This is a genomic window from Niabella soli DSM 19437, assembly GCF_000243115.2.
Classification (GTDB): domain Bacteria; phylum Bacteroidota; class Bacteroidia; order Chitinophagales; family Chitinophagaceae; genus Niabella; species Niabella soli.
Genome location: NZ_CP007035.1, coordinates 655,186 through 680,721 on the forward strand (window position 1 = coordinate 655,186; position 25,536 = coordinate 680,721).

A 25,536-nucleotide genomic window follows, 5' to 3' on the forward strand; every position below is an offset into this window, starting at 1 on the left:
AATGTCAAAAAGAGATTATTACGAGGTAATTGGAGTATCCAAATCTGCTTCACAGGAAGAGATAAAGAAGGCTTACCGTAAAGTGGCCATGCAATACCATCCCGACAGAAACCCGGGAGATAAAGCTGCCGAGGAAAAGTTTAAGGAGGCTGCTGAAGCGTATGAGATATTGAGCGATACGGATAAACGCGCGCAATACGATCGTTTCGGGCATGCCGGTATAAGCGGTAATGGACGAGGGTTTGGCGGCGGCATGAACATGGAGGACATCTTCAGTCAGTTTGGAGATGTATTTGGCGATGACCTGTTTGGAAGTTTCTTTGGCGGCGGGCGCTCCACCCGGGGCAGCCAAAGAGCCCGTGGCGCCCGGGGAAGCAACCTGCGCGTGAAGCTGAAACTCAACTATGAAGAGATCGCCAGGGGCGTAACGAAGAATATCAAAGTAAAAAAATACGTTAGCTGCGCTACCTGTAACGGAAGCGGTGCCCGGGATAAAGGCAGTGTGCAAACCTGTGTTACCTGTCAGGGATCCGGCCAGGTAAGGAAAGTACAAAACACTTTTCTGGGCCAGATGCAGACCGTAACCACTTGTCCAACCTGTAATGGTGAAGGAACCACCATTACCGCAAAATGCGGCAGTTGTAAGGGCGAAGGGCGCGTTTATGCGGAAGAGACCATCACTATTGAAGTGCCTGCAGGTGTACAGGCCGGTATGCAGTTAAATGTGAGCGGTAAGGGTAACGCCGGCGAAAGAGGCGGAATGGCAGGTGACCTGATCGTATTAATTGAAGAAGAAACACATAAAGAATTACACCGGGAAGGGCTGAACGTGGCGTATGACCTGCATATTTCCTTTACCGATGCGGTTTTTGGAACCAGCCTTGAAGTGCCTACTATCGATGGACGCGCGAAAATAAAGGTTCCTCCCGGCACTCAAAGCGGTAAAATATTCCGGTTAAAAGGGAAAGGATTTCCTAATGTGCATTCCAGCTACGACCGGGGCGACCAGTTGATACAGGTGAATGTATGGACACCGCAGCAGCTTACGGACGAAGAGAAATCCGCATTGGAGCAACTTGCGGATTCGCCCAACCTGAAACCACAGCCCGAAAAAACGGAAAAGGGCTTTTTTGAAAAGATAAAAGATCTGTTTAGCTAGGTGCTTTCCTATGGGGGACCATCTTTAAGAAATATAGGATGCAGGGTTTCGGCCCTGCATTATTTTTTAGGTATAATGGCATTTCACGCACAAAGGATAATTATCAATATAGCCTATGTGGTTAAAAAGTGTAATGAACGTAAATACCAACACATGTGAAAAACCTGCTTTGCGCATAAAACCGTTTTGTTTTAGATTTGCGATCGCTATAAAATTATAATAATGATTCATATTGTATTTAACCAGGTTGAAGTGGAACTAATGAAAAGGGTGATAGACCTGGATAATGACCTGCAGGGCAGTGTGGTGCAAATAAAAGATGATTTTGCGGTAGGACCTTTGTCGGAGCTGGATACAGAAGAAGGCTGGAACGCAAGGGTAGACTGGTGGAAGCAGATAAGCGCCGGATCCCCTTACTCAATGGATACTGCCGATGGTTTTGATGACCGCAAGATGGTTGCTGCGCTTGTAGAACAACTAAAAAACGATCCCGAAGAATCCATTTGGATCTGGATGGGACAAAACCAGCATGATGTATGCGGCTATTACTGGCTGATTCCGCAATTGAAAGCTTTTCAGGGACGCATAATGGTACTGTACCTTAATAATCTTCCCTTCATTAACGAAAAAGGCCAGATCTTTTACCCTTCCTGGCTTTGGGAAATACAGCCTAAAGAATTTTTAAAAGCAAAGAAACTGGCGCGCCCGGTGACCCTGAGCGAATTTGAAATTGATCCCGATGAATGGAACAAGCTCGTGCAGGAAAATTCATTAGTGCGTATGCTGGAAGGCGGTAAAAAACTGGCAGGAAAAGACGAAACATTTTACGACGCTGAATTATTAAAGAACATTACGGGGGAATGGCAAAAGGCGTCCCGCGTTTTATCCAATACCTTAAACCGGATGAAAATAAAAACAGGTGATGTTTTTATCATGTGGCGGCTGAAAGAACTGATCCGGGCAGGGAAGGTAAGTGCTGAAGGAACGATCGATAGAGACTGGAAGAGTTTTGATGTGAAGAACAACAGTGCAAAAGAAGCGGTGCCCGCGGAGGCAGATGAGATCACAGAATAACTACCGCTGAATAAATTGAATCAATACCCAGGATGAAACGGCTGATCCGTATAGAAGAGTTGGTTATGGCCCTGCTAAGTTGCTTCGGGTTGTACCATTTTCAGGCGCCCTGGTGGTGCTACCTGCTGTTACTGCTGGGGCCAGACATAAGTATGCTGGGATATTTGATCAATAATAAAGCAGGCGCGTTGCTGTATAATTTTTTTCATCATAAAGGTGTTGCAGGCATTATCTTTATGGCCGGTGTATTGATGGAGGAGCGACTGTTGCTGATAACGGGATTGATATGGTTCGGGCATGCTTCCCTGGACCGCGGGTTCGGCTACGGACTGAAATTGAACAAAGGATTTAACTATACTCATTTAGGATTGATCGGAAAGAAAAAATATGAACGACGATAAGAATTTGACGGAAGAATCACTGGAAGGAAATGAAATAACCGGATTGCAGGGCCAGTTTAAAACCTGGTTTTTAGATTATGCTTCCTATGTAATATTAGAACGGGCTGTACCTGCCATCGAGGATGGATTAAAGCCCGTGCAACGCCGCATCCTGCATGCCATGAAGGAAATGGATGACGGCCGTTTTAATAAAGTGGCAAATATTATTGGTCAATCTATGCAATACCATCCGCATGGAGATGCTTCCATTGGGGATGCGTTGGTGAATATGGGGCAGAAGGACCTTTTGATCGAAACACAGGGGAACTGGGGAGATGTACGCACGGGTGATGATGCGGCTGCCGCGCGTTATATTGAAGCGCGCCTGAGCAAATTCGCTCTTGAGGTAGCCTTCAACGCAAAAACAACAGATTGGCAATTGAGTTATGACGGCCGTAAAAACGAACCCATTACGTTGCCGATGAAATTCCCGCTGCTGCTGGCCCAGGGGGCCGATGGTATTGCCGTGGGATTATCGACGAAGATCCTGCCGCATAATTTTATCGAACTGATTGATGCGTCTATTAAATACTTACGAGGTAAAAAATTCGAGCTCTTCCCTGATTTTCAAACAGGGGGCATGATCGATGTGGCGGATTATAACCAGGGAAAGCGTGGCGGTAAAGTAAAAGTGCGTTCGCATATTGAAGAGTTTGATAAAAAGACCCTGTTAATTAAAAGTGTTCCGTACGGCGTTACTACGGAACAGATGATCGAGTCGATTGTAAAAGCGAATGACCAGGGCAAGATCAAGATCAAAAAGGTAACGGATAATACGGCGGCAGATGTGGAGATACAGGTGGACCTGGCGCCCGGTATTTCTCCGGATATCACCATCGACGCCCTGTATAAATTTACTTCCTGTGAAACCTCCATATCGCCCAATGCCTGTGTCATTGTTAACAAGAAACCCCAGTTCTTATCGGTTCAGGAATTACTCAAAATATCCGCCGATAATACCAAGGAATTATTGAAGCGGGAGCTGGAGATAAAGCTGGCTGAGCTAAATGAAAAATGGCACTATACATCCCTTGAAAAAATATTTTTTGAGGAAAAGATCTATAAGGAACTGGAAAAAAAGCATGAGACCTGGGATAAGGTAATTGCGGCTATTGACAAGGCTTTTGTTCCGTTTAAAAAGCAATTGAAACGGGATATTACCCGGGAAGATATTATTAAACTTACGGAGAAACCGGTGCGCCGGATCTATCGTTTGGATATTGACGAACTGAATGCCCAGATCAAAGGTTTGGAAGCAGAGATCAAACAGGTAAAACACGACCTGAACAACCTGGTGGATTATGCGGTGGCGTATTTTGAAAACCTGCTGAAGAAATTTGGCAAGGGCAGAGAACGCAAAACAGAAATTAAACAGTTTGAGATCATTGAAGCGCGCAATGTAATTATTGCAAACACCAAGTTGTATGTAGACCGCTCCGGCGGGTTTGTGGGTACGGGATTAAAGAAAGAAGAGTTTTTGTTCGACTGTTCTGCGCTGGATGATATTATTGTTATTACCAAGCGCGGGGTTATGAAAGTGATCAAGGTTTCTGATAAAACCTTTATCGGCAAAGATATTTTATATGCTGCTGTTTTTCAGAAAAACGACGAACGCACCACTTACAATATGATCTATGTGGATGGTAAATCCGGTGTAAGTTATGCCAAGCGGTTTAACGTAACAGGCATCACGAGAGATAAGGTCTATGATCTTACCAAAGGCGATGAAAAAAGTAAAGTGCATTACCTTACGGTGAACCCGAATGGGGAAGCGGAAATAGTAAAGATCACCCTCAGCCCTAATTCATCTGCACGCATCAAAGATCTGGAATTTTATTTTGAAGAGCTGGCGATCAAAGGCCGCAGCAGCATGGGCAACCAGGTTACCAAATATGCCATCAAATCGGTTAAGTTCAAAGAAGCCGGCCGCGCCACACTCAGCGGGCGCAAGTTATGGTTTGATGATAAATTCGGGCGGTTAAGCGCAGAAGAAAAAGGTCAGTACCTGGGTATGTTTGAGCCGGATGACCGCATCCTGGTCTTGTATACCGACGGCTATTATGAAATTACCGACCAGGAAATGACGCAAAAACTGGATGCAGAAAAAGTGTTGCTGATCGAGCGTTTTGATCCGGAGAAAGTGATCACGGCTGTTTACGTGGATAAAAAATTATTACAGTTCAATGTAAAGCGTTTCAATATAGAAACCTCTACTTTGAAAAATAAGTTCCTGTTTATAAAAGAAGGGGAGGGCAATTATGTAGAATGTGCCACCACTGCGGCAGAGCCGGTGCTAATGGTGCAGAGCGGCAAAGGCGGGCAGGTGCGCAGCGCCAAATTTAAGCTGGCAAGAATGACGGATGTGATGGGTTGGAAAGCAGTGGGGGCCAAGCTTACCGATTATAATAAATCGGTGGTAATGGAATGGCTGGAAAATGAAAAGCCTACGAACCAGCAGGAATTGTTTGAGTAGGAGGTAATGCCCGTAATTAGGGCTGTTGTATAACTTAATTTTACTGCAGCTTGTTAAAGTTTGGTGTGACAGGAGGACTTGGGAGACATTTCAATTTTGTTGTTGGTCGCACCAGTCCTACGTGTCCCACGTTTTTTAAAAGGACTTTTTGATTAGGCTCATTAAATTGAGCCCCGGCGGGGTGCCGGTTGGTAGAAAATAAATTAAGTGAATGGTTGCGGCCCGTAGGGCCACCAGGTGTTAAAAAAGGTTTTTATCTTTATTTCAAATATTTCTTCAGATCCCGCTCCACATCCCGTTTTTTAATGGATTCGCGCTTGTCGTAAAGCTTTTTCCCTTTGGCCAGGCCGATCTCAATTTTTACAAGGTTGCGGTCATTCATATAAATGCGTAACGGAATAAGGGTGTATCCCTTTTCCTTTAGTTTGGCTTCTATTTTTTTGATCTCACGTTTCTGCAATAATAATTTCCGGTCGCGGTCCGGGTCGTGATTGTTGACGGTGCCATGGGAATAGGGAGCAATATGCAGGCTTTTGATCCAGATCTCTCCTTTATGAATAATGCAATAACTATCGTTAAAACTGGCCCTGCCATCACGCAATGATTTTACTTCCGTACCAAGTAATACCAGGCCGGCCTGATAGGTGGCATCTATAAAATATTCATAGTATGCGGAACGGTTCTTTATGGAAAGTTGGTTGGCCAACGGAAGGTTTAAATGTTTTAAAATTTAAATGCCTGTGCGCTGTAAACCTGTGAGGTTTTTAAAACCTCACAGGTTTACAGCCAGGCCAATAATTAATTTCTGAAATGCCGGATGACCACTGCCAGCCGGTGCTTGAGATCGTGCCGGTTTACAATAAAATCCAAAAAGCCGTGCTCCAGTAAAAACTCGCTTCGCTGGAATCCATCCGGCAGATCTTTTTTAATAGTTTCTTTAATGACCCTGGGGCCTGCAAACCCAATAAGGGCGCCGGGTTCAGCAATATTCAGATCGCCCAGCATTCCGAAGGAGGCGGTGATGCCACCAAAAGAGGGATCGGTCAGAAAGGAAATATAAGGGAGCTGTGCATCCGTAAGCTGCGACAGCTTGCCGCTAGTTTTTGCCAACTGCATCAGGGAAAAGGCGCTCTCCATCATACGGGCGCCGCCGCTTTTGCAGATGCACATAAACGGCAGGCGGTGCGCAATAGCATAATCAACGGCGCGGGCAAATTTTTCACCGGCAACGCTGCCGAGGGAACCGCCGATAAAGGCAAAATCCATAGCCGCGATCACCATTCCTTCGCCCTCAATTTGCCCCACTGCCACGCGCATGGAATCATCCATATCCGTTTTGCTCCAAAAATCTTCCAGTCGCTTTTTGTAAGGTTTCAGATCGGTGAAGCCTAAAAAATCTCTTCCGCGAATATTATCAAACAGTTCTGTGTATTCCCCATTGTCAAATATAATTTCGTAATACTGCAAACTGGTGATGCGATGGTGGTACCCACACTTGGGGCAAACATATTGTTGTTCCTTAAGTTCCGTTTGGGTGGATATATAATTGCATTCAGGGCATTTGGTCCACAGTCCTTCCAGGGTTTCCCTTTTTTCAGAAGTTTTTGTGAGAATTCCTTTTTTGATTCTTTTGAACCAACCTGTTTTGTCATCAGTACCAGCGCTACCGCTTAAGTCGGCGTCAAAATCTTCAATTTCCTTGGACATAGATAAATTCCTTGTTTAAAATGTATTTGAGCGACAAATATACGTATTGTTCTTTTTTAACCATTGAATGCGTTGTTCAGTGTAAATTCTATCCTCTTTTGAAAAAACGGATACTAAACCACAATCCCGGCCTTTTTTGCCAGCCAACTGTTCTTTATGGGTATGATCCAGTCGTTTTCCAGTTCGGCCTTATTGAGTACCAGGTTATTGAAATAAAGTGAATCGGGCGTCAGGATATTTCCAGTCAACGCATGTTTTACCTGCTGCAACGGAATGATCTCTATCTTATTCTTTTTAACAAAAGCAAGGTTTTGGCGGTCGAAGAAGTCGACCTTATAATGCTCGCCCAGTTTTTTTATAAAACGAACAGAACTGTCGGTGCTGCATCCGCTTACGGTAACATGAGTTTCATCAGCCATAAGGACCACAAATTGCCCGAAGAATAAATAACCGGCAGCTTTTACTTCATCATTATGACTTACCCAGGCTTTTGCAAAATCCCGGATCAGCTCATCAGCTTCCAGGGCTTCGGACAGGCTCAACAACCGGCTGGATTGGTACACCCAAACCCGGGAGTAGGGGGAGAAGTCGGGATTTAAAAGTTGTTTATATTCTAAATTCATTGTGTTCGATTTTAAAACCCCGCCCGGATGAACCCCTTTCGGACGGGTATCAGAAAGTTAAGGAGTATTAAGGCCTTCTGTCAGTGATTGGCTATTCTATTTCTGCGGCTATGATCTCCGCTATATCCAGCACTTTTACCGAATCCTCTTTTTCAGCATTTTTTACCCCATCCGTCATCATGGTATTGCAAAAAGGACAGGCGGACGCGATCACTTCGGCTCCTGTGTTAAGCGCTTCCCGGCTGCGCTCCAGGTTTACGCGCGTAGTACCTTTTTCTTCTTCCTTAAACATTTGCGCACCACCGGCGCCGCAACACAATCCTTTACTGCGGCAGCGTTTCATTTCTACCAGCTCGGCATCCAGCAACTCCAGTACTTTTCTGGGCGCCTCGTAAATATCATTGGCGCGGCCAAGATAACAACTGTCGTGGTAGGTGATCTTTTTCCCTTTGAAAGAGCCGCCTTCTTTTAATTTTATACGGCCCTCTTCAATTAACTGCTGTAAAAACGTGGTGTGGTGCACCACCTCGTAGTTGCCGCCCAGTGCGGGATATTCATTCTTTAATATATTAAAACAGTGTGGGCAGGCCGTTACAATTTTTTTTATATTGTAGCCGTTCAGGATCTGGATGTTCTGGTAAGCCATCATCTGAAATAAAAACTCATTACCTGCACGACGCGCCGGGTCGCCGGTGCAAAGTTCCTCTTTTCCCAAAATAGCATATTGAATACCCGCTTTGGCGAGCATGGCGGCAAACGCCCGGGTAATCCGCTGTGCACGCTGGTCGAAACTGCCGGCACATCCCACCCAAAAAAGCACTTCAGGGCTTTCGCCTTTCACAAAAAGATCCGCAACGGTTGGTACACTCATAATCCTCTTTTCAATTGCAACGAAGGTATAATAATTCTCTATTATTAAGCCGGGTGATTATATTTGTAACTAACTCATGAGTGTAAAGACGTTTTTTAGCAGGATCGCCAATTGGGAATTATGGAGTTTCAATGTTATCTATGCCCCGATCAGTCCGGTTTGGCTGTGGTATGCTATTCGTAGCCGGGCATTTTGGTTCTTTACTCCCAGCAATCCCACGATTGATTTTGGCGGTTTTGAGGGAGAGGGGAAAAAGGAAATGTACGACCAGTTGCCGGCAGATGTAATCCCCAAAACTATTTACATAAAGAATGACTGGCCCTTTGCAGCAGTGCTGGATGCGATAGGGGCTAATGGTTTTCAATTTCCCTTTATTGTAAAACCGGATGTAGGAATGAAGGGTATCCTGTTTCGTATGATCCAGGACGAAGAACAGTTGGAGAAATACCATCAGCGGATACCCGTGGAATATATCGTTCAGGAAAAAGTTGATTACCCGGTGGAAGTAAGTGTATTTTATTACCGGTACCCCTGGGAGCAAAAAGGTGTGGTGTCCGGGTTTATTCACAAAGAATTATTGCAGGTAGCAGGTGATGGCAGGCGTACGCTGCGGCAACTGATCCAGGCGCATCCCCGTGCAAAATACCGGCTGGAAGAAATGACGCATCGCCATCAGCACCGGTACGACCGTGTTTTGCAGGAGGGTGAGATCTTTTATTTATCCTATGCGGGCAATCATAACAGGGGGGCGAAGTTTACGAACCTGCAGGAACAGATTGACGACGAGCTGCTAACGGTATTTGACCGGTTGAGCCATTATAACGAGAGTTTTTTTTACGGGCGTTATGATATCAAAACAACATCCGTTGAGGATTTGAAGAAAGGAAGAAATTTTCTTATTCTCGAATTTAACGGGGCGGGGGCGGAGCCCAATCATATTTACGATTGCGATATGAGCCTTGCGCAGGCATACAGGATCATATTGCAACATTGGAAAGCGCTTTACCGGATCAGCCGGTACAATAATCAGCAGGGCATTCCCTATTGGGGCTTCAGACGGGGCCGGGCTTTTTTGAAGGCGGCAAGGAAACATTTTAGATTACTGGAGGAATTTGATTAAGAAATCCGCAGATCTATATTGTTTTTCAATTGCCGTTGACTTGCCCTCCTACCGGCCTAAAGAATTCAGGCTTAGCGTACATAGCAACGAAACATTCTGTTAGCTTCCTCTTTGCGAACCCGTGTTTTGCTGTTTGCTTACGAAGCCCGCGCTTTTGGGTTTCTGGATGAACTTGGAGTTGGTGGAATTACCCGCAGTTTTTTGCGCTTTACCTTTTTTATCTTTCTGATTTTTTTGATTCAGTAATGACATGATGGCTTCTATTTTTTTATAAAGATAAGGTTAAATAAGGTTAATCCTGTAGCACAGGAAAGCATCGTCCGGCTGTTGTTGCTCAAAGCCGGTTTGTTCATACAAACGCTGCGCGGTAAAATTGTCGAAAGCCGTCTCCAGTTGAACAAAAGCAGCGCCGTCTTCCCGGGCAAAGTTCATTGCACAGCGGATCAGGGCTGCCCCCGCGCCGTTTTTACGATAAGCAGGATCTACAAACAGATCATTCAATATCCAGTTTTTTGTAGCACGCATAGAAGAGTAGGTTGGATAAAGTTGCGTAAATCCGATTGCTTTTTGTTTTCCGTCCGATTCAATAAAAGCGCCAAAAATTACAGATTCGTTATTGCGCAGCCGCGTTTCGATAAACTGTTCTGCCAGCGCGGGATCGGATGGTTGTTTATAGAACACGCGGTACTCATCAAAAAGAGGGGCGACCTGGGTCGCTTCAGCCGGTTGAATGCGTTTTATATTCATGGAGTAAAAATAGGAAAATGATAAATCAATAAATAAGCTCTTATTTAGTGTGCTCTTCAAAAAAATGGTTAACGCCTTCAACGGCGCAACCCAAAAGATTGGCGCTTATGCCAAGGTCGGACGAAACAATTTCCGTTTTTTCTCTTATTTGCAACATGCAATAAGTGTTAATGGATTGCAGCATGGGAAGGGTTATATATTCCCCGGCTGCGGCAATCCGGCCTTCCATAATGATCAATTCGGGGTTAAATATTTGTATCAGCGTGGAAATGGACTTTCCAATATTGCTTCCAACATTGGAAAGCAATTTAATGGCAAAAAGATCTCCCTTATTTGCCGCTTCAACAATCAACCGCGGTTCAATTTTTTCCAGCTCCTGGTTGCTGAGCTCTTTTAAAATTGAGTGTTGGCCTGCGGCAATACCTTCCTTGGCCATTTTGGCAAGGGCCACACCGGAGGCCACTGTTTCCAGGCATCCATGTTTCCCGCAATAACAAAGCGCGCCATTATCTTCAAAAGGGATATGTCCTATTTCGCCCGAAAAACCGGAAGCGCCCTTGCGCACTTCCCCGTCCATTATGATGCCCAATCCTACTCCCCAGTCCATTAATAATACCAGGGCGTTCTTTTTACCTTTGGCTTTTCCGCAATGTAATTCGCTCAAAGCTGCGGCGTTTACATCATTTTGAATAATTACAGGCACCTTGAAGAAAGCGGCACAGTAATCCCGCAAAGGCCTGGTGTCATTATTGTCCGTTAAATAACCAAAATTTTCCCCGGTTTCAGGATTGGTTAGTCCGGGCAGGCACATGCTAACGCCTGCTAATTTTTCCTGCGGAATATTTGAATTTTTTACCAGCTCCTTTGCCTGTTTTAATACACTTTGAAAAGACTCCCTGTCTTTCGACAAAGAATAGGGGATGGCAACGGTTTTTCCCTGTGGCGCGAGTGTGTTGTCGAAAAGGCTGATATGCACCGTAAACAGTTCTATGTTTATGCATAAAATATAAAACTTGCCGGCGGCCATTCCAAACAGATCGGGCTTTCGTCCGCCGTTTGAATTCCCGAGCCCTTTCTTTTCCACCCAGCTATCGTTTACCAGTTCTGAAAGCAATGCCAGGGTTGTGGGAGCGCTTAACTGTATTGCAGTACACACCTGGTGCACCGAAGCTTTTCCCAGTTTGAATAAATAATGGAGTATGCGTATTTTATTAATTCCTGATTTGCCTTCTTTTTTTATTTTTTTTAATGCGTTGTTTTGGGTCATGGTTTTAGGTTGAGTTAACAGATTTTACTAAAAGTAAGATAATTTATAAAAGATCAATAAAATAATTACAAAAGATTATATCAAATAAATAAAATATTTAATTTATATGGATAGTTTTAAAATTTTTATAGAAAAAATTGTTAATTACAGAAACCTTCTGTTAAATTCGTAAGACCCTTTAAAAAAAATAAGGAATGGTCAAATTCCTTATTAAACAAATTGTATTTGCTGTTTTTCATTTTATAAATTCAAACTAATGAACCTCTACAAAAAGATTGCAAGCCATTTTTGCCCGAAATTCTTTTGCTTGTTACTGATTGTTCTGCCTCTTGCCAAAGTCAACGCGCAAGTGATAACCCTAAAGGGAACAGTAAAGGATACGGCTCAGAACCCTTTGGCGGGTGCTTCAGTGCAAATAAAAGGAGCGAAAAACGGTGTGTTAACTGAATCCTCGGGAAACTTTTCTATTGGGTCGCCGGCCGCTACCGGTACATTGTTAATATCCTACGCGGGGTTTGTTACCCAGGAAGTGCCCTTTTCGGGTAATACTGCAAACCTGGAGATCCAATTAAAGCGCTCCATAGCTTCCATTGATGAAGTAGTGGTGATTGGTTATGGAAAACAACGAAAAGGCGATATTACCGGCGCGGTCTCTACCGTAAGCATGAACAAAATAAATGATGTTCCGATTACGAACTTATCCAATGCCCTGGCGGGAAGAGCGCCCGGAATGACAGTGATAAACAATTCGGGGCTGGCCGGGGCAGCTTCTTCCATAAGCATCAGGGGCAGCTTCAATAACCCTTTGATCGTTATTGATGGGATCGTTAAAGATAAAGCGGCTTTCGACGCATTGGATGCGAATGAAATTGACCAGTTCAGTGTGTTGAAAGATGCTGCGGCCGCCTCCGTTTATGGGGCATCGGCCGGTAGCGGGGTTATTGTTATTACTACCAAAAGAGGAACCATGGGTAAACCGGTATTTTCGGCACAGGTTTCTACTACCACGCAACGCCCCACCCAAACAATGCTGGCAGACCAGGCTACCGCGGAAGACGAGCTTATTTACCAAAACAGGGTAACGCAGTTCAATAATGAGATCAATAAGCAGAATACCGCGTTGCCCAATAGCCAGGCAACGTTAGATTATTTTAAAAACCGTTCCTACAACCTGAACGACTGGATATGGAGAAATCCCGGAGATAAGAAATACATGCTGAGTGTAAGTGGTGGAACGGATAAGATCTCTTATTATAATATGGTTAGCTACACCGATGAAAAAGGATCATATCTGAACCTGGGCTACAAAAAATTCAACCTTCGCTCTAATATTACGGCAAAATTAAGCGATGCCATTTCACTGAATTTAAATATGGCAGCTTTTCAACAAAATACCGACCGGTTTTACTGGCCGTTTAGCAGCAGTGACGATTTAAAGAATTATAATGTATCCGATTTTTACCGCACTACTTTTAACTGGCCGCATTATATTCCTCCTTACCTGGCGGCAGACGGCACTCCGGCAGCTCCCGGCCAGGTAACCCCTTTTCCCACCGCCCCGGATTATGGCGGCTGGCGCGGCTGGAACGTGGCCGATGTGGTGTTAAGCAACCAACGCTATATCAAAGCAAGGGATCGACAGTTTAACCCCACACTAACGCTGGATGTGAAACTGGACCGGTTTGTGAAAGGGCTTTCCACCAAGTTTGTAGGTAACTACGAAGCCAGCGATTTCTTTCAAAAAAGCTGGATGAACTTTTCTAAAAGTTATAACTTCAGCACGGTTCCCGGGCAGCCCATCAATTATCTGCCAGCCGCGCCCAATCCTGCGCAAAGCCAGACGTTTTCTTTTAACACAGGGCTGCTAAATAATTTCGCCCAGTATCCTTTTCTTTCCGAATTGATGAATACGAGTTGGAAATACCAATTGGACTGGTACCTGAATTATGACCGGAAATTTGGCCAGCACAGCGTAAGTGCTATGGCCGTATTTGAACAAACCGAGGGAAAAGATTACTATACTACCGCGCTTGCCAACCAGCCGGTTACCACCATCGACCAGTTTTTTGCTTATTCCCAGGCATCCGGGGCGAGGAACGGGTACGGGAATGAAGTTGTAATGGCTTCCCAGGCATGGATCGGCAGGGTACACTATGATTTTGCCAGCCGGTATATTGCCGAGTTTTCTTTCCGGGAAGATGGCCGTTATGAATTTGCGCCCGGGCATCAATGGGGCTTTTTCCCATCGGCTTCCCTGGCGTGGAGAATATCAAAGGAATCTTTTTTCAAAAACATTGCCTGGGTTAACGATTTAAAACTGCGGGGCTCTTACGGTACTACCGGGAACCTGTATGATGTAAGTAATAACCCGATAAATCCGTTCCAGTACCAAACCTATTATCAGAACACCGGCGGCTATGTATTTGGAAACAATTATAATATAGGCATTGGGCCCACCGCTACACCCAACCCCAATATTACCTGGGCTACCACTATCAACCGGAACGTGGGAATAGATTTCGCATTATTGCGCAGTCGTTTATCAGGATCGCTGGATGTGTTTAGTAATATCATGAAAAATATTTACGGGTCTGCCGGCATTACTTTGCCTACAACCTATGGTCAGGCGCTGGCGCCAACCAATTACGCAAAGCGCGCCTTTCACGGTTGGGAGTACTCCCTGCAATGGCAGGACAGAATCGGTAAAGTGGCCTATGGCATTAATGCCAATATGGGTTTTGCAATAGACAAATGGGAATCGTTTTACCAGGATCCTCAATACCTGCCAGGAGGGGCGCAAAGTTTCCGGAATGCCATTGGCCAGCCGGCAAACAGGATCTTCGGGTACCAGGCAGAAGGGTTGATACGCACACAGGATCAGTTAGATGGGCTGATTGCATCCGGATATAAGTATGCAAGTGGCGGAAAGAATGGGGTTCCCTATCTGGGCGCCATTTTATATAAAGACGTAAGAGGACAAAGTTATGCTGCCACACCCGATAACCGGATAGATGGTAATGATGTAGTGCTGCTGAGCAATAATGGTAAACCCCGTATCAATTATGGTTTTGGGGGAAACCTATCCTGGAACGGATTTACGATAGATGCGCATTTCCAGGGCGTGGCGATGTATGATGTGATGATCAGCAACCAGGACGGCGCGGGTATTCGCCAGTGGGGTGGGGGTACCCGGCTGTATTATCCCATATGGGCAAAAGATGTATGGACGCCGGAAAATCCCAATGGGAAATATCCGCGGGTAACCGGGAGCAACTGGGACGCATCCGGGTCCACCGGCTCCTCTTTCTGGCTGAGAAGCGGCGCTTACCTCCGGTTAAAAAACCTGAATGTTGCCTATAGTCTTCCACATGTATGGGTGCAAAAAGTAGGAATGTCATCCGTGCAGGTGTTTGTAAACGGAACCAATCTTTTAACCTTCTCCAAGCTGAAGGAGTTCCAGGATCCGGAGCAGCAGAACTATGATTCTTATCCCATCATGAAAACGTTTACCGCAGGATTGAACGTCCGGTTCTAAACAGCACAAATTTTATGACAAGTAAAAATGTAAAGATGAAAAAACAATTCTCCTATATTTTCTTAGGGTTGGCGATCGGCACCATTCTGTTGTTCTCAAACTGCTCTAAAACCCTTGATCAGCCTAATTTGGGCAACTACAGCCCTGAACAGGTTTGGAATGATTCTAATCTGGCAAACGCCTATCTGGCAAATTTATACAGCGTGTTTGGAAATTATAGTATAGGAAGCGACCAGATGGGCGACCAGGTGTCCGGTCTTGTCTTTGGTCCTAATGCCATAACCACTACCGTTGCCGGGCCTATAAATCCTTGGACGAACGGCACGAGCGTCACGAACAATGCGTATGTCAGAATCCGTTTAGTGAATCAGGGGATCGCAAGCGTAAAAGGGGGGCAGCTTTCCGAGGGAACCAAGAATGTTATTTTGGGGCAATTGTATTTTTTAAGAGCCTATAATTATTTTCCGCTGATAACCAGTTATGGTGGGGTGCCTTATTTAAAAACAGCCCAATCGTTAACGGACAGTTTGAATGTACCCCGCAATTCAACCAAGGAATGTTTCGAGTTTATGACGCAGGATCTGGATTCGGCGATTGGTTTATTACCTACCCACATAACATCCGGCGATGCCAATTACGGCAGGATCGATCGCAATTTTGGTTTGGCCTTTAAAGCAAAAGTATTATTGTACAAGGCATCCCCTCAATTCAATCCCACCAACCCCTGGGATAATTCCTTTTGGGCAGATGCTTATGCCGCAAACTTAGCAGCCTATAATACGCTGAGCGGTCAGGGCTATCAATTGATCTCCGACTATTCCCAGGTGGCCTTATCTGCAGGAAATAAGGAAGTGGTTTTTTGCGTGATCAATCAATCGCCTGCTAAAGTGGCCGGCTGGGAAAATACGGTGCGGCCTGGTTCGCTGCAACGAAACACGGCAGCGGCATCCCCAACCTGGGAAATGGTAAAAGCCTTTCCTATGCTGGATGGCAAATCCTATAACGATCCAACAGGAGCCTACTACCAGACCGATGCGGCATTTATGCAGAATTACTGGAAGAACAGGGATCCCCGCTTTGCTAAGTCCATTGTATGGAACGCCGATATATACCCGGTAGCAGGCACTCCCGGCGGATACCGGCAGTATACTACTTTAGGAATCGCGGATAAGCTGGATGCATACGGTGTTAATCCCAATGCCGGTGTGCCGGTAGCGGCGAATAATAATAGCTATACCGGTTTTTTTATTTTAAAGAACAGCGACCTGACGCTTACGCAACCCTTGTCGGGCAACTATGCAAAAAACTATAATGTAATGCGCTTTGCAGAGGTAATGCTGAATTATGCCGAAGCGGCTAATGAAACGGGGCATAGCCAGGATGCGCTCAACATGTTGTACCAGATTCGTCAGCGGGCGGGTATACAGGCAGGGGCTGATGGGCATTACGGTATCGCTGCAACAAGCAGAACGGATATCCGGCAGGCTATTATGAGCGAACGGAATGTGGAACTTTGTTTTGAAGGCTTCCGGTTTAATGATTTACGCCGCTGGCGGATGTTCAGTGCCCTGAATGGTGTTTACAAACATGGCCTGGAAGCTATTGCTATTAATCCCGATGGTTCAGAAATGCCGATGGCGCAGGCCAGGGGGCTTGCTGCTAACTATCAGTTAACAGAAGCTAATTTTAAATACAATATGCTGATCTGCCCTTATAGCGGAACGCAGGTGAACACGGTGCCCGACTCGTATTATTTTGTTCCCATCCAGTTATCTGTTTTAGCGGCGCAAAGTCAGTTGCAGCAAAACAAAGACTGGGGCGGTACGTTTGACCCTACGATCCATTAAGCATCTGAGGAACTAGCCGGTAAGGCGGTAAGCTTTGAGTGAATGAGAACAAGGTCTTTCCGTCTTCCCGGCTAAGGATTAGCCCGTGGCTTGGTTGGTGCCAGGCACCTGACGATTACTAAAAACTTCTTAACAATAAAATCTGAAATGAATAAACGTTCTTTCTATACGAAAAAATCCGGCGTACAATTATTTTGCCTGGGCATTGCCTGCTTTGCCTTTTTCCTGTCTCATGCACAGGTTAAAGCCATAACCTCTAACGAGATCAAAGGGGGCGACCTGGTGGGGCGCTGGGATATTAAAGTGCAGGAGGGAAGCCGGACTGCGCCTTCCTGGTTGGAAGTGGAAATCTCAGGGTTCAAAACCCTGGTGGGGCGCTTCGTGGGAAACGGCGGCAGCGCGCGACCCATATCGGAAGTGCATTTTGACAATGGGGCTTTTAACTTTTCCATTCCACCGCAATGGGATGCTACTGATAAAAGTTTATCGCTGCAAGGTAAATTATCAAAAGATCATATTGAAGGCAGCCTGCAATATCCTTCCGGCGAACAATACAGGTTTACGGGAACCCGGGCACCTGATCTTACTGAAAAGAAAAATGTAAAATGGGGAAAGCCGGTACAACTCTTCAATGGCAAAGATCTGAGCGGATGGGAGCCCACAGGTAAAACCAATCAGTGGTATGTTAAAGATGGCGTGCTGATCAGTCCGCATACAGGATCTAATTTGGTTTCAACACGTAAATTCAAAGACTTTAAGCTGCATATAGAATTCAAATACCATAAAGAAAGCAACAGCGGCGTTTATTTGCGCGGGCGATATGAAGTGCAGATTATTGATAATCCTAAAACCGACCATCCCAACAGTCATTTATTCGGTGGCGTATATGGTTTCCTGGTTCCCAACGAAATGGCAGTGAAAGGTCCCGATCAATGGCAAAGTTTCGATATTACGTTAATAGGCCGGATGGTTACCATTGTTGCCAATGGGAAAACGATCATCTGCAACCAGGAAATACCGGGCATTACAGGGGGCGCTTTGGATAGCGATGAAGGCGCACCCGGCCCCATCTATTTCCAGGGAGATCACGGACCGATCATGTACCGGAATATCATCATTACCCCGGTGGCTGAGTAGGGGTAACGGGCATACTATTTATTCTCTGCTGACCTGTTTTGTCTTCACTGACCAAAAGAGAAATATTATTGATGCCGGCTCACTATAAGGCGCCCATAAATTAAGATCCCCGCGGCTTCATGTCTTTGCAATGTCACTTGTTGTAGCGAATGTGCGAATGGTTGGTGAAAAGTTAATAGTGAATATGTCAATGGGAGATTCGTTAAGCATTAAGCGTTCTGCGTTTAGCATCCAGCATCCATTTAACCGTTTTCCTGTAAGTTTGACGTATAAAATCAGGAGTAAAAGAATGGAAAATAGAAAAATAAGAATACTGGTAGCCGGATGCGGGCATATGGGCAGTTCCCACGCGGCGGCTTACCACCAGATGCCGGAGTTTGAGCTGGTGGGTTTGGTTTCCCGGGGAAACAGCAATGCTGAACTGAATCAAAAGCTGGGCGCGGATTATTCATTGTTTTCTGATTATGACGCGGCGCTGGAAGCCACCAAGCCTGATGCGGTATGCATTGCTACCTACCAGGACACACATGAAGCATACGCGATAAAAGCGCTGGAAGCGGGTTGTGATGTGTTTATCGAGAAACCACTGGCTGATTCGGTGGCGGGGGCGGAGCGCGTGGTAGCGGCGGCCCGGCAGCATAACAAAAAATTAGTGATCGGGTATATCCTGAGGCACCATCCTTCCTGGAAAAAATTTATTGAGTTAACAACCGGACTGGGGAAGCCCCTGGTGATGCGCATGAACCTGAACCAGCAAAGCAGCGGTCACGAATGGCAGGTGCACAAAAAGTTCTTATCCAATATGAGCCCGATCGTGGATTGCGGGGTGCATTATATTGATGTGATGTGCCAGATGACCCGCTCCAAACCGCTGCAGGTAACAGCAATAGGGGCAAAACTTACCAATGAGATCCCGGAAGACAATTATAATTACGGTCAGTTGCAGATCCGTTTTGAGGATGGCTCGGTGGGCTGGTATGAAGCAGGCTGGGGGCCGATGATCAGTGAAACGGCTTTTTTTATAAAAGATGTAATGGGGCCAAACGGGGCTGTTTCCATTGTGGCGCGGAATGCAGGAGCGGCGGGGGCCTCTTCTAATATTGATGCCCATACAAAAACCGAATCGATCCTGGTGCATCATGCGGCTACAGATACAACGGATCATTTCACAAAAAAAGATGAGTGGGTTGATATGAAGGATGAACCTGATCATCAGGAATTGTGCAACCGGCAACAACAGTATTTCTATAACGCCATCATAACCAATGAAGATCTTACGGATCATATGGCTGATGCGGTAAACAGCCTGCGGATCGCTTTTGCCTGCGATGAATCGGTGAAGACAGGACAGGTGGTGCGGTTATGATTTAAAGTTCAAGGTTTGAGGTCTAACGTTTCACGCTTATTACAGGCTGAATGGTGAAAGGTCAATAGTCAATAGGAATACGTTGTGTTAAATAACTAATCGCCTGAAACGAGTGACCTGTAACCTGCAACCTTCTTCCCTTAAAAACAGTACATTCGCATCGTGCATGACATAGAACCATATTACAACTGGCAGCATATTTACCTCAGCGAGGAGGACCAGCGGTCTCCCTTTTATGGGGTGGAACATTCCCAGTTTGAGTATACAGACACGGTATACAATTTTTATATCCATCCGCAATGGGATTATTTTGGCAGCAAAACCCTGTATGTAAAAGTACTGATGGCAGATTATGAGGAAGGCTATGCGATCATTGAAATGATTGGTGAGTGGAACGATGCGGTGGAAAACGATATCATGACCCTGAAGCGGGATGTGCTGGAAGTGTTTATGAGTGAAGGTATTTATAAGTTTATTTTAATTGCCGAAAATGTGCTGAATTTTCATAGTGGCGATAAAGATTATTATGAAGAACTGCATGAAGAACTGAGCGATGCGGACGGATGGATCGTTTGTTTGAACATGCCGGTACAAACACAATATGATTTTAAACGGACCCATCTGAATCAATACATTGAACTAATGGAGATTGATAACTGGCGGGTGTATAAACCATATCATCTGTATAAAAAAATTAACGACCAGTTAGCCGCGCGTTTATCCTGATCGAAAGAGTTTATAATCAGCCGGGAATCCGGAAAAACGGGAACGTTTTTTTAGTCTTTTAAAACTAACCGTTCTACTGCCTTGCCGGTCCAAAAATATTTTTCAAAAAAGCCTAAACAACTTCAATGAAGCAAATTCCTAATTTATTTACGCTGTTGAACCTGGTATTCGGTTGCGTGGCTATAAAATTTATCCTGCAACCCGAAACTTCTTTTATCGGCTCCGGCGGAAAAGTGGTTACTTCAGGGATGCTGGTGGGCGGGGCCTTGCTGCTGGCTGCGGCCGTAGTGGATTTCCTGGATGGCTTTGTGGCGCGGCTTTTTAAAGCCACCTCCGCCATGGGCGAACAACTGGATTCGCTGGCGGACGCCATAAGTTTTGGCGTGGCCCCCGGGATGCTATTGTACCGGTTGCTGCAAATAGGGTTTTCAGACAATGCCGCCGCCAGTGAATGGTGGTACCTGCCCGCTGTTATTTTCCCCTGTGCTGCTGTATGGCGCCTGGCGAAATTTAACCTGGATAAAGAGCAACGATACTATTTTAAAGGGATCCCAACGCCGGCCGCCGGCCTTACGGTGGCCGCATTGCCGGCCATTGCGTATTCGGGCTCAGCAGGTATCAATGCAATAGTGTTCTGTCCGCCGGTGCAGTACGCGGTCATTCTCATTATCAGCGGGTTAATGGTAAGCAACCTGCCTATTATCAGTCTCAAATTCAGGAGCTACACGCTCAAAGCTAATGTAGATAAGCTTTTGCTGGTTTTAATCTCGGTCATAGCTGCAATAATTTTTAAATGGGCGGCAGTACCTTTGGTATTTGTAGCTTATGTTATTGTATCTTTGATTTTTAAGCCAAATAAAGAAAAAGTATGAGCTATACAGCGCAGGTGGTTATTATGCCTTTAAAAGAGTTATTGGATCCGCAGGGGAAAGCCGTTCTGGGTGGTTTGGGAAACCTGGGCCTTGGAAAAATAAATGACGTACGTGTTGGTAAAAACATCACGCTGCAGGTGGATGCTGCCTCAAAAGAAGAAGCAAAGACCATTGCGGAGGAGGCGGCAAAAAAGCTGCTGGCCAACGGCGTTATGGAATATTTTGAAGTAACGGTGCTGTAGCAACCCGTTTGCATATTACATTCTAAATTTTACATTCTACATTTTACTTCCGGGATGCTTTATCTTGTTCCCACACCCATAGGAAATTTAAAAGATATCACGCTTCGGGCGCTGGAAGTGCTGAAGGAGGTGGAGGTGATCCTGGCGGAGGATACGCGCAACACCTCGCATCTGCTGAATCATTACCAGATCAGTAAACCCGTAACACCTTATCATCAGCACAACGAACATAAAGTACTCCGGCACCTCGTGGATCAGCTAGCTGCCGGGAAAAAAATGGCGATCGTCACGGATGCCGGCACGCCGGGCATTTCAGATCCGGGGTTCCTGCTGATAAGGGAATGTGTAAAAAATGATATAAAAGTGGAATCCCTGCCCGGGGCTACTGCTTTTGTGCCCGCATTGATCAACAGCGGACTGCCGTCGAACCGCTTTTCTTTCGAAGGGTTTTTGCCCCTCAAAAAAGGAAGACATAGCCTGCTGGAAAGTCTGAGGGCAGACGAGCGCACCCTGATATTCTATGAATCACCCGTGCGGTTAGTAAAAACACTCAACGACCTTGCGGCTTATTTTGGAGCCGACCGCGCCTGTAGCGTCAGCAGGGAGCTCACCAAACTTTTCGAAGAAACCAAAAGAGGCAGTTTGGCCGAAGTGGCCGCTTACTTTTCAGAAAAAACAGTAAAGGGGGAGATTGTGATCGTGGTGAAGGGATATGAAAAAGAAAAAAGAGGGAACGAATAAACGGACAACACAAATTTCGCGCGGCGACACAAAGGAGCAGCGAAGCGGAGATGGCTCTTACGGAAAGCGCACATTTTTTGACTGATCCGTCAACTCTTCGTATCAATCTGATTCTTTTTGCGAAAAACATCCGCAGCTCCGCTATATCACTGCGTGCAATTCAACCATCTCTTGTGCCTTTGCGTGAACCATTAAAAAAATCTTTACCCCAATATCCTTTATCGCTTATTTTTGCTAACAACTGTTTATAAAATCTTTTAAAACTGAATCAATTTATATGAAACACAGACTGTTCTATCTAAAAGGAATGCTGGCCGCTTTCCTTTTACTGGCTAACTTATGCGCGCTGGCCCAATTGAAACTAACCGATTCCATCCCTTTAGATCCCAGGCTAAAAGTTGGAAAACTTTCCAACGGACTAACCTATTATATCCGGCAGAACAAAAAGCCGGAGAATAAGGTAGAACTGCGGCTGGTGGTAAATGCCGGTTCTATCCTGGAAGATGATAACCAGCAGGGGTTGGCCCATATGGCCGAACATATGGCCTTCAATGGTACAAAGAATTTTAAGAAAAACGATATTATAAGCTTCCTCCAAAGCATTGGGGTGGGCTTTGGCAATGATCTGAATGCCTATACCAGTTTTGATGAAACGGTTTATATGCTGCCCATCCCTACCGATAAGCCGGGCAACCTGGAAAAAGGGTTCCAGATACTGGAAGATTGGGCGCATAATGTGACTTATAATACGGATGATATTAATGGTGAGCGTAAAGTGATCCTCGAGGAAAGCCGCATGGGAAAAGGTGCGGAGGACCGTATGTTCCGGCAGATCTATCCGAAACTGTTTGCCGGCAGCAAATACGCCGATCGTATCCCGATCGGTATCGATTCTATTATACGTACCTATAACCCCGACCTGATCCGCAAATTTTACAAGGATTGGTACCGCCCGGATCTGATGGCAGTTATCGTGGTGGGGGATGTGGATCCCGCCACTGCGGAAACAATGGTGAAAAAACATTTCAGCGCTATAGCTGACCCGGCTAACGAGCGCCCGAGGACCTTTGCCGATGTAAAACCCTACTCCTCGAATGAGGGGATGGTGGTTACCGATAAAGAAGCGACCAATTATACCGTAAACGTTGCTTACAGCGCTTTTCCATCAAAAGAAGCGCAAACGGTGGGAGAATATGAAGCGGACCTGATCAAGAATATTTTCACCAGTATGCTGAACCAGCGGCTGCGGGATCTTACCCAGCAAGCCAATCCTCCCTTTTTATACGGGTACACTTATTTGGGGTCCTATGCCCGGAACTATGATCAGTTTAATGCCGGGGCCGGTGTGGCTACCGCCGCTGACGCGCAAAAAGGATTAATGGTGTTGGTGGAAGAAATTGAAAAAGCCAAGCGCTTTGGATTTACACAATCAGAGCTGGGTCGCGTAAAAAAGATGATGGAAGCCAGTATGGAAAAATCTTTTAACGAAAGGGATAAAACGGAGTCCTCCAATTATGTGAATGAATATGTACGTAATTTTTTAACGAATGAACCTACCCCGGGCATTGCAACGGAAAGTGAATATTACAAGGAGCTGCTGCCCCAGATCACGCTGAAAGAGGTAAACAACTTCGCGCAATCCCTGCAAAAGAACCCTAATTATTTTGTAACCCTTACCGGGCCGGCAGCTACGGGTTTGCCAACAACAACCGAACTGGTGAATACGGTGGCTGCAGTAGCTGCCCGGACGGATCTTAAAGCCGATGTGGAAAAAACAATTGCCACCGATCTTTTGACAAAGCAACCCCAACCCGGGAAAATTGTTAAGGAAACGGCAGATGCCAAACTGGGCACCAAAACCTGGGAGCTGAGTAACGGAACCACTGTAACATTTAAAAAGACGGACTTTAAAGACGATGAAATTCAGATGGGGGGGCGCCGTTATGGTGGTACCAATGAATATGGAGTGGCCGATAAATTTAACGCCCAGTATGCATTGTCCGTAGTGGGTGCTATGGGGTATGGTAATTTTTCACCCACCGATCTGCAAAAAGCGCTTGCCGGAAAAACAGTATCCGCGGGGGCTTCTTTTACGGCTATTACCGATGGTTTTTCAGGCAGCTCCAGCAAAAAAGATCTGGAAACCATGCTGCAATTGCTTTATCTGAAAGCCACGGCGCCCAGGATCGATACAGGGTTGTACCGTTCATTTGTTCAAAAAAACAAAGCCGGAGTAGCCTTTATCCTTGCTGACCCCCAGGCCAGTTTTGTAGATACCCTGCTTAAAACGGTTTATCAGAACAATCCACTGGCGCCCACTGCCATACCGCGCCCCGAATATTTTGATCAGATCAATATGAGCCGCGCGATACAGATCTATAAAGAACATTTTGGCGATGCCAGCGGTATGCAGTTTGCTTTTGTAGGAAGCATTGACGAAGCGGTATTAAAACCATTGGTGGAAAAATACATCGGTGGCTTACCGGCTACAAAAAGGAGGTTTGCATTTAAAGATAATGGCGTGCGCCCCGCAAAAGGAAAAGTAGATCTTACCGTTTATAAAGGGGAGGCGGAAAAAAGCCTGATCCTTTCTATGATCTCCGGCCAGGCGCCTTATAGCCCAGATCTGGCATTAAATATGCGGGCGGTAAGCGATGTTTTGAACATCCGTGTTATTGAAGAGCTACGGGAGAAAATACAGGGGATTTATTCAGGGGGAACATCGGCCCGTCTGGATCAATATCCCTATGCGCACTTTACATTCTTTGCGCAGTTGCCAACAGGCCCGGCTGCCGTGGATACCCTGCTAAAGGCGATGACTGAGGAAACTAACAGCATTAAAAATAACGGACCTTCGGCTGAAAACCTGAATAAGGTTAAGCAGCAATGGATTGAGCACAACAAGGTTTCGATGAAACAAAATGGTACCTGGCTGGATTATATCCTTTCCGCGCGCCTGGAGAAAAAAGATCCGGACCGCTTTTTAAATGCAGAAAAATATTTTAACGGCGTAAGCATTCAAAGCGTTAAGAACGCAGCGGGGGTGATCTTCTCCAGCAATAACGTCGTGACGGCTATTTTGCAACCGGCTAAGAAATAGCGTTCTATTAGTTGTAGGGCAGCGTGTGCTATCAAAAGAAGAGAAACGATAAACCTGCGTTACCAGCGTTTATCGTTTCTCTTTTCACATCAGTCCGTCATACGATGAGTCCGCCCAAAGGCCGGCGAAAAGAAATCGCATCGTTAGACAACGTGATTTTGAGAGAATGTAGAATGAGAAATATTTATGGCTATTCACCTTTTCATAAACATAAGATCCCTCGGCAGCTTCGCAGCTCTGCCAATGACAGATTACGTTATGTATTGAAAACCAATTACACTTTTCGTCATGCTGAGCGCAATGCAATGGAGCCGAGGCATCCCTGTGATGCCAAACTGCCTTGGAATTGAGAGACCCTTCCGCTCCGCCCCGAAAGCTTTCGGGACTGCGGTCAGGGTGACGAAAGAATATTATGTCATCGCCTCATTGTTTTTGCCCGCCTGAATGATCGCAGATCGAACAGGCTGCGCAAATAAATAACTCGGGATG

Annotated in this window: 21 protein-coding genes; 14 read left to right on the forward strand and 7 right to left on the reverse strand. The window is 45.6% G+C overall.

Features of this window, described 5'->3' with window-relative positions; all coding sequences use genetic code 11:
• Position 1: 1 nt before the first annotated feature.
• From dnaJ to NIASO_RS02720, 4 genes are all read left to right on the forward strand, one after another.
• A complete protein-coding gene (gene dnaJ, locus NIASO_RS02705; protein ID WP_008583710.1) occupies positions 2-1,159 on the forward strand; it encodes a molecular chaperone DnaJ in 1,158 nt (385 codons plus the stop codon).
• Positions 1,160-1,381: 222 nt separating this feature from the next.
• On the forward strand, positions 1,382-2,233 hold the full coding sequence (locus tag NIASO_RS02710; RefSeq protein ID WP_008583708.1) for a DUF1835 domain-containing protein: 852 nt from the start codon (positions 1,382-1,384) through the stop codon (positions 2,231-2,233).
• Between the two features lie 32 nt (positions 2,234-2,265).
• Positions 2,266-2,634: a DUF4260 domain-containing protein gene (locus NIASO_RS02715; protein ID WP_008583706.1), complete on the forward strand. Its 369-nt coding sequence runs from the start codon at positions 2,266-2,268 to the stop codon at positions 2,632-2,634.
• Positions 2,621-5,146 carry a DNA gyrase/topoisomerase IV subunit A gene (locus tag NIASO_RS02720; RefSeq protein WP_008583703.1) on the forward strand — a complete coding sequence of 842 codons (2,526 nt, stop codon included), beginning with the start codon at positions 2,621-2,623 and terminating at the stop codon, positions 5,144-5,146. Before NIASO_RS02715 ends, NIASO_RS02720 begins: the two co-directional genes overlap by 14 nt.
• 259 nt (positions 5,147-5,405) lie before the next feature.
• On the opposite strand, the gene smpB is transcribed toward NIASO_RS02720, so the two are convergent.
• The 4 genes from smpB to NIASO_RS02740 form a co-directional block, all read right to left on the reverse strand.
• Positions 5,406-5,852, reverse strand: a complete 447-nt coding sequence (gene smpB / locus NIASO_RS02725) for an SsrA-binding protein SmpB (protein ID WP_008583701.1) — start codon at positions 5,850-5,852, stop codon at positions 5,406-5,408.
• A gap of 92 nt (positions 5,853-5,944) precedes the next feature.
• Positions 5,945-6,853, reverse strand: coding sequence for an acetyl-CoA carboxylase, carboxyltransferase subunit beta (gene accD, locus NIASO_RS02730; RefSeq protein ID WP_008583700.1), 909 nt, complete (start codon positions 6,851-6,853; stop codon positions 5,945-5,947).
• A 113-nt stretch (positions 6,854-6,966) separates the two neighbouring features.
• Positions 6,967-7,476: a hypothetical protein gene (locus NIASO_RS02735; RefSeq protein WP_008583698.1), complete on the reverse strand. Its 510-nt coding sequence runs from the start codon at positions 7,474-7,476 to the stop codon at positions 6,967-6,969.
• 91 nt (positions 7,477-7,567) lie between these two features.
• The gene (locus NIASO_RS02740; protein ID WP_008583696.1) at positions 7,568-8,347 is read right to left on the reverse strand and encodes a (Fe-S)-binding protein; all 780 of its coding nucleotides are present in this window, start codon (positions 8,345-8,347) and stop codon (positions 7,568-7,570) included.
• Positions 8,348-8,423: 76 nt separating this feature from the next.
• On the opposite strand from NIASO_RS02740, the gene NIASO_RS02745 reads away from it, so the two are divergent.
• Positions 8,424-9,467 (forward strand): ATP-grasp domain-containing protein, encoded by a 1,044-nt coding sequence (locus tag NIASO_RS02745; protein ID WP_008583694.1) that lies wholly within the window; start codon positions 8,424-8,426, stop codon positions 9,465-9,467.
• Between the two features lie 99 nt (positions 9,468-9,566).
• Here NIASO_RS02745 and NIASO_RS20290 read toward each other — a convergent pair whose 3' ends face one another.
• From NIASO_RS20290 to NIASO_RS02755, 3 genes are read right to left on the reverse strand one after another with little or no spacing between them, the layout of a single operon-like run.
• The gene (locus NIASO_RS20290) at positions 9,567-9,719 is read right to left on the reverse strand and encodes a hypothetical protein (protein ID WP_008583692.1); all 153 of its coding nucleotides are present in this window, start codon (positions 9,717-9,719) and stop codon (positions 9,567-9,569) included.
• A 30-nt stretch (positions 9,720-9,749) separates the two neighbouring features.
• On the reverse strand, positions 9,750-10,214 hold the full coding sequence (locus NIASO_RS02750) for a GNAT family N-acetyltransferase (protein WP_008583690.1): 465 nt from the start codon (positions 10,212-10,214) through the stop codon (positions 9,750-9,752).
• A gap of 40 nt (positions 10,215-10,254) precedes the next feature.
• A complete protein-coding gene (locus NIASO_RS02755) occupies positions 10,255-11,481 on the reverse strand; it encodes an ROK family protein (RefSeq protein WP_008583687.1) in 1,227 nt (408 codons plus the stop codon).
• A gap of 256 nt (positions 11,482-11,737) precedes the next feature.
• Here NIASO_RS02755 and NIASO_RS02760 point away from each other — a divergent pair, with 256 nt between their 5' ends.
• The 9 genes from NIASO_RS02760 (at position 11,738) to NIASO_RS02800 (ending at position 25,047) form a co-directional block, all read left to right on the forward strand.
• On the forward strand, positions 11,738-15,016 hold the full coding sequence (locus NIASO_RS02760; RefSeq protein WP_008583685.1) for a SusC/RagA family TonB-linked outer membrane protein: 3,279 nt from the start codon (positions 11,738-11,740) through the stop codon (positions 15,014-15,016).
• A 35-nt stretch (positions 15,017-15,051) separates the two neighbouring features.
• On the forward strand, positions 15,052-16,863 hold the full coding sequence (locus tag NIASO_RS02765) for a RagB/SusD family nutrient uptake outer membrane protein (protein ID WP_008583684.1): 1,812 nt from the start codon (positions 15,052-15,054) through the stop codon (positions 16,861-16,863).
• A gap of 147 nt (positions 16,864-17,010) precedes the next feature.
• Entirely contained in the window at positions 17,011-18,000 is a 990-nt protein-coding gene (locus tag NIASO_RS02770) for a 3-keto-disaccharide hydrolase (protein ID WP_008583682.1), read from the forward strand.
• Between the two features lie 289 nt (positions 18,001-18,289).
• Positions 18,290-19,366 (forward strand): Gfo/Idh/MocA family protein, encoded by a 1,077-nt coding sequence (locus NIASO_RS02775; protein ID WP_008583680.1) that lies wholly within the window; start codon positions 18,290-18,292, stop codon positions 19,364-19,366.
• 162 nt (positions 19,367-19,528) lie between these two features.
• Positions 19,529-20,092: a hypothetical protein gene (locus NIASO_RS02780; protein ID WP_008583679.1), complete on the forward strand. Its 564-nt coding sequence runs from the start codon at positions 19,529-19,531 to the stop codon at positions 20,090-20,092.
• 125 nt (positions 20,093-20,217) lie between these two features.
• Positions 20,218-20,964, forward strand: a complete 747-nt coding sequence (locus NIASO_RS02785; protein WP_008583677.1) for a CDP-alcohol phosphatidyltransferase family protein — start codon at positions 20,218-20,220, stop codon at positions 20,962-20,964.
• On the forward strand, positions 20,961-21,206 hold the full coding sequence (gene purS / locus NIASO_RS02790; RefSeq protein ID WP_008583675.1) for a phosphoribosylformylglycinamidine synthase subunit PurS: 246 nt from the start codon (positions 20,961-20,963) through the stop codon (positions 21,204-21,206). Before NIASO_RS02785 ends, purS begins: the two co-directional genes overlap by 4 nt.
• A gap of 54 nt (positions 21,207-21,260) precedes the next feature.
• Positions 21,261-21,947, forward strand: a complete 687-nt coding sequence (rsmI, locus tag NIASO_RS02795) for a 16S rRNA (cytidine(1402)-2'-O)-methyltransferase (protein ID WP_008583673.1) — start codon at positions 21,261-21,263, stop codon at positions 21,945-21,947.
• A 277-nt stretch (positions 21,948-22,224) separates the two neighbouring features.
• Complete coding sequence (locus NIASO_RS02800) at positions 22,225-25,047, forward strand: M16 family metallopeptidase (protein ID WP_008583671.1); 2,823 nt, start codon at positions 22,225-22,227, stop codon at positions 25,045-25,047.
• Positions 25,048-25,536: the final 489 nt, after the last annotated feature.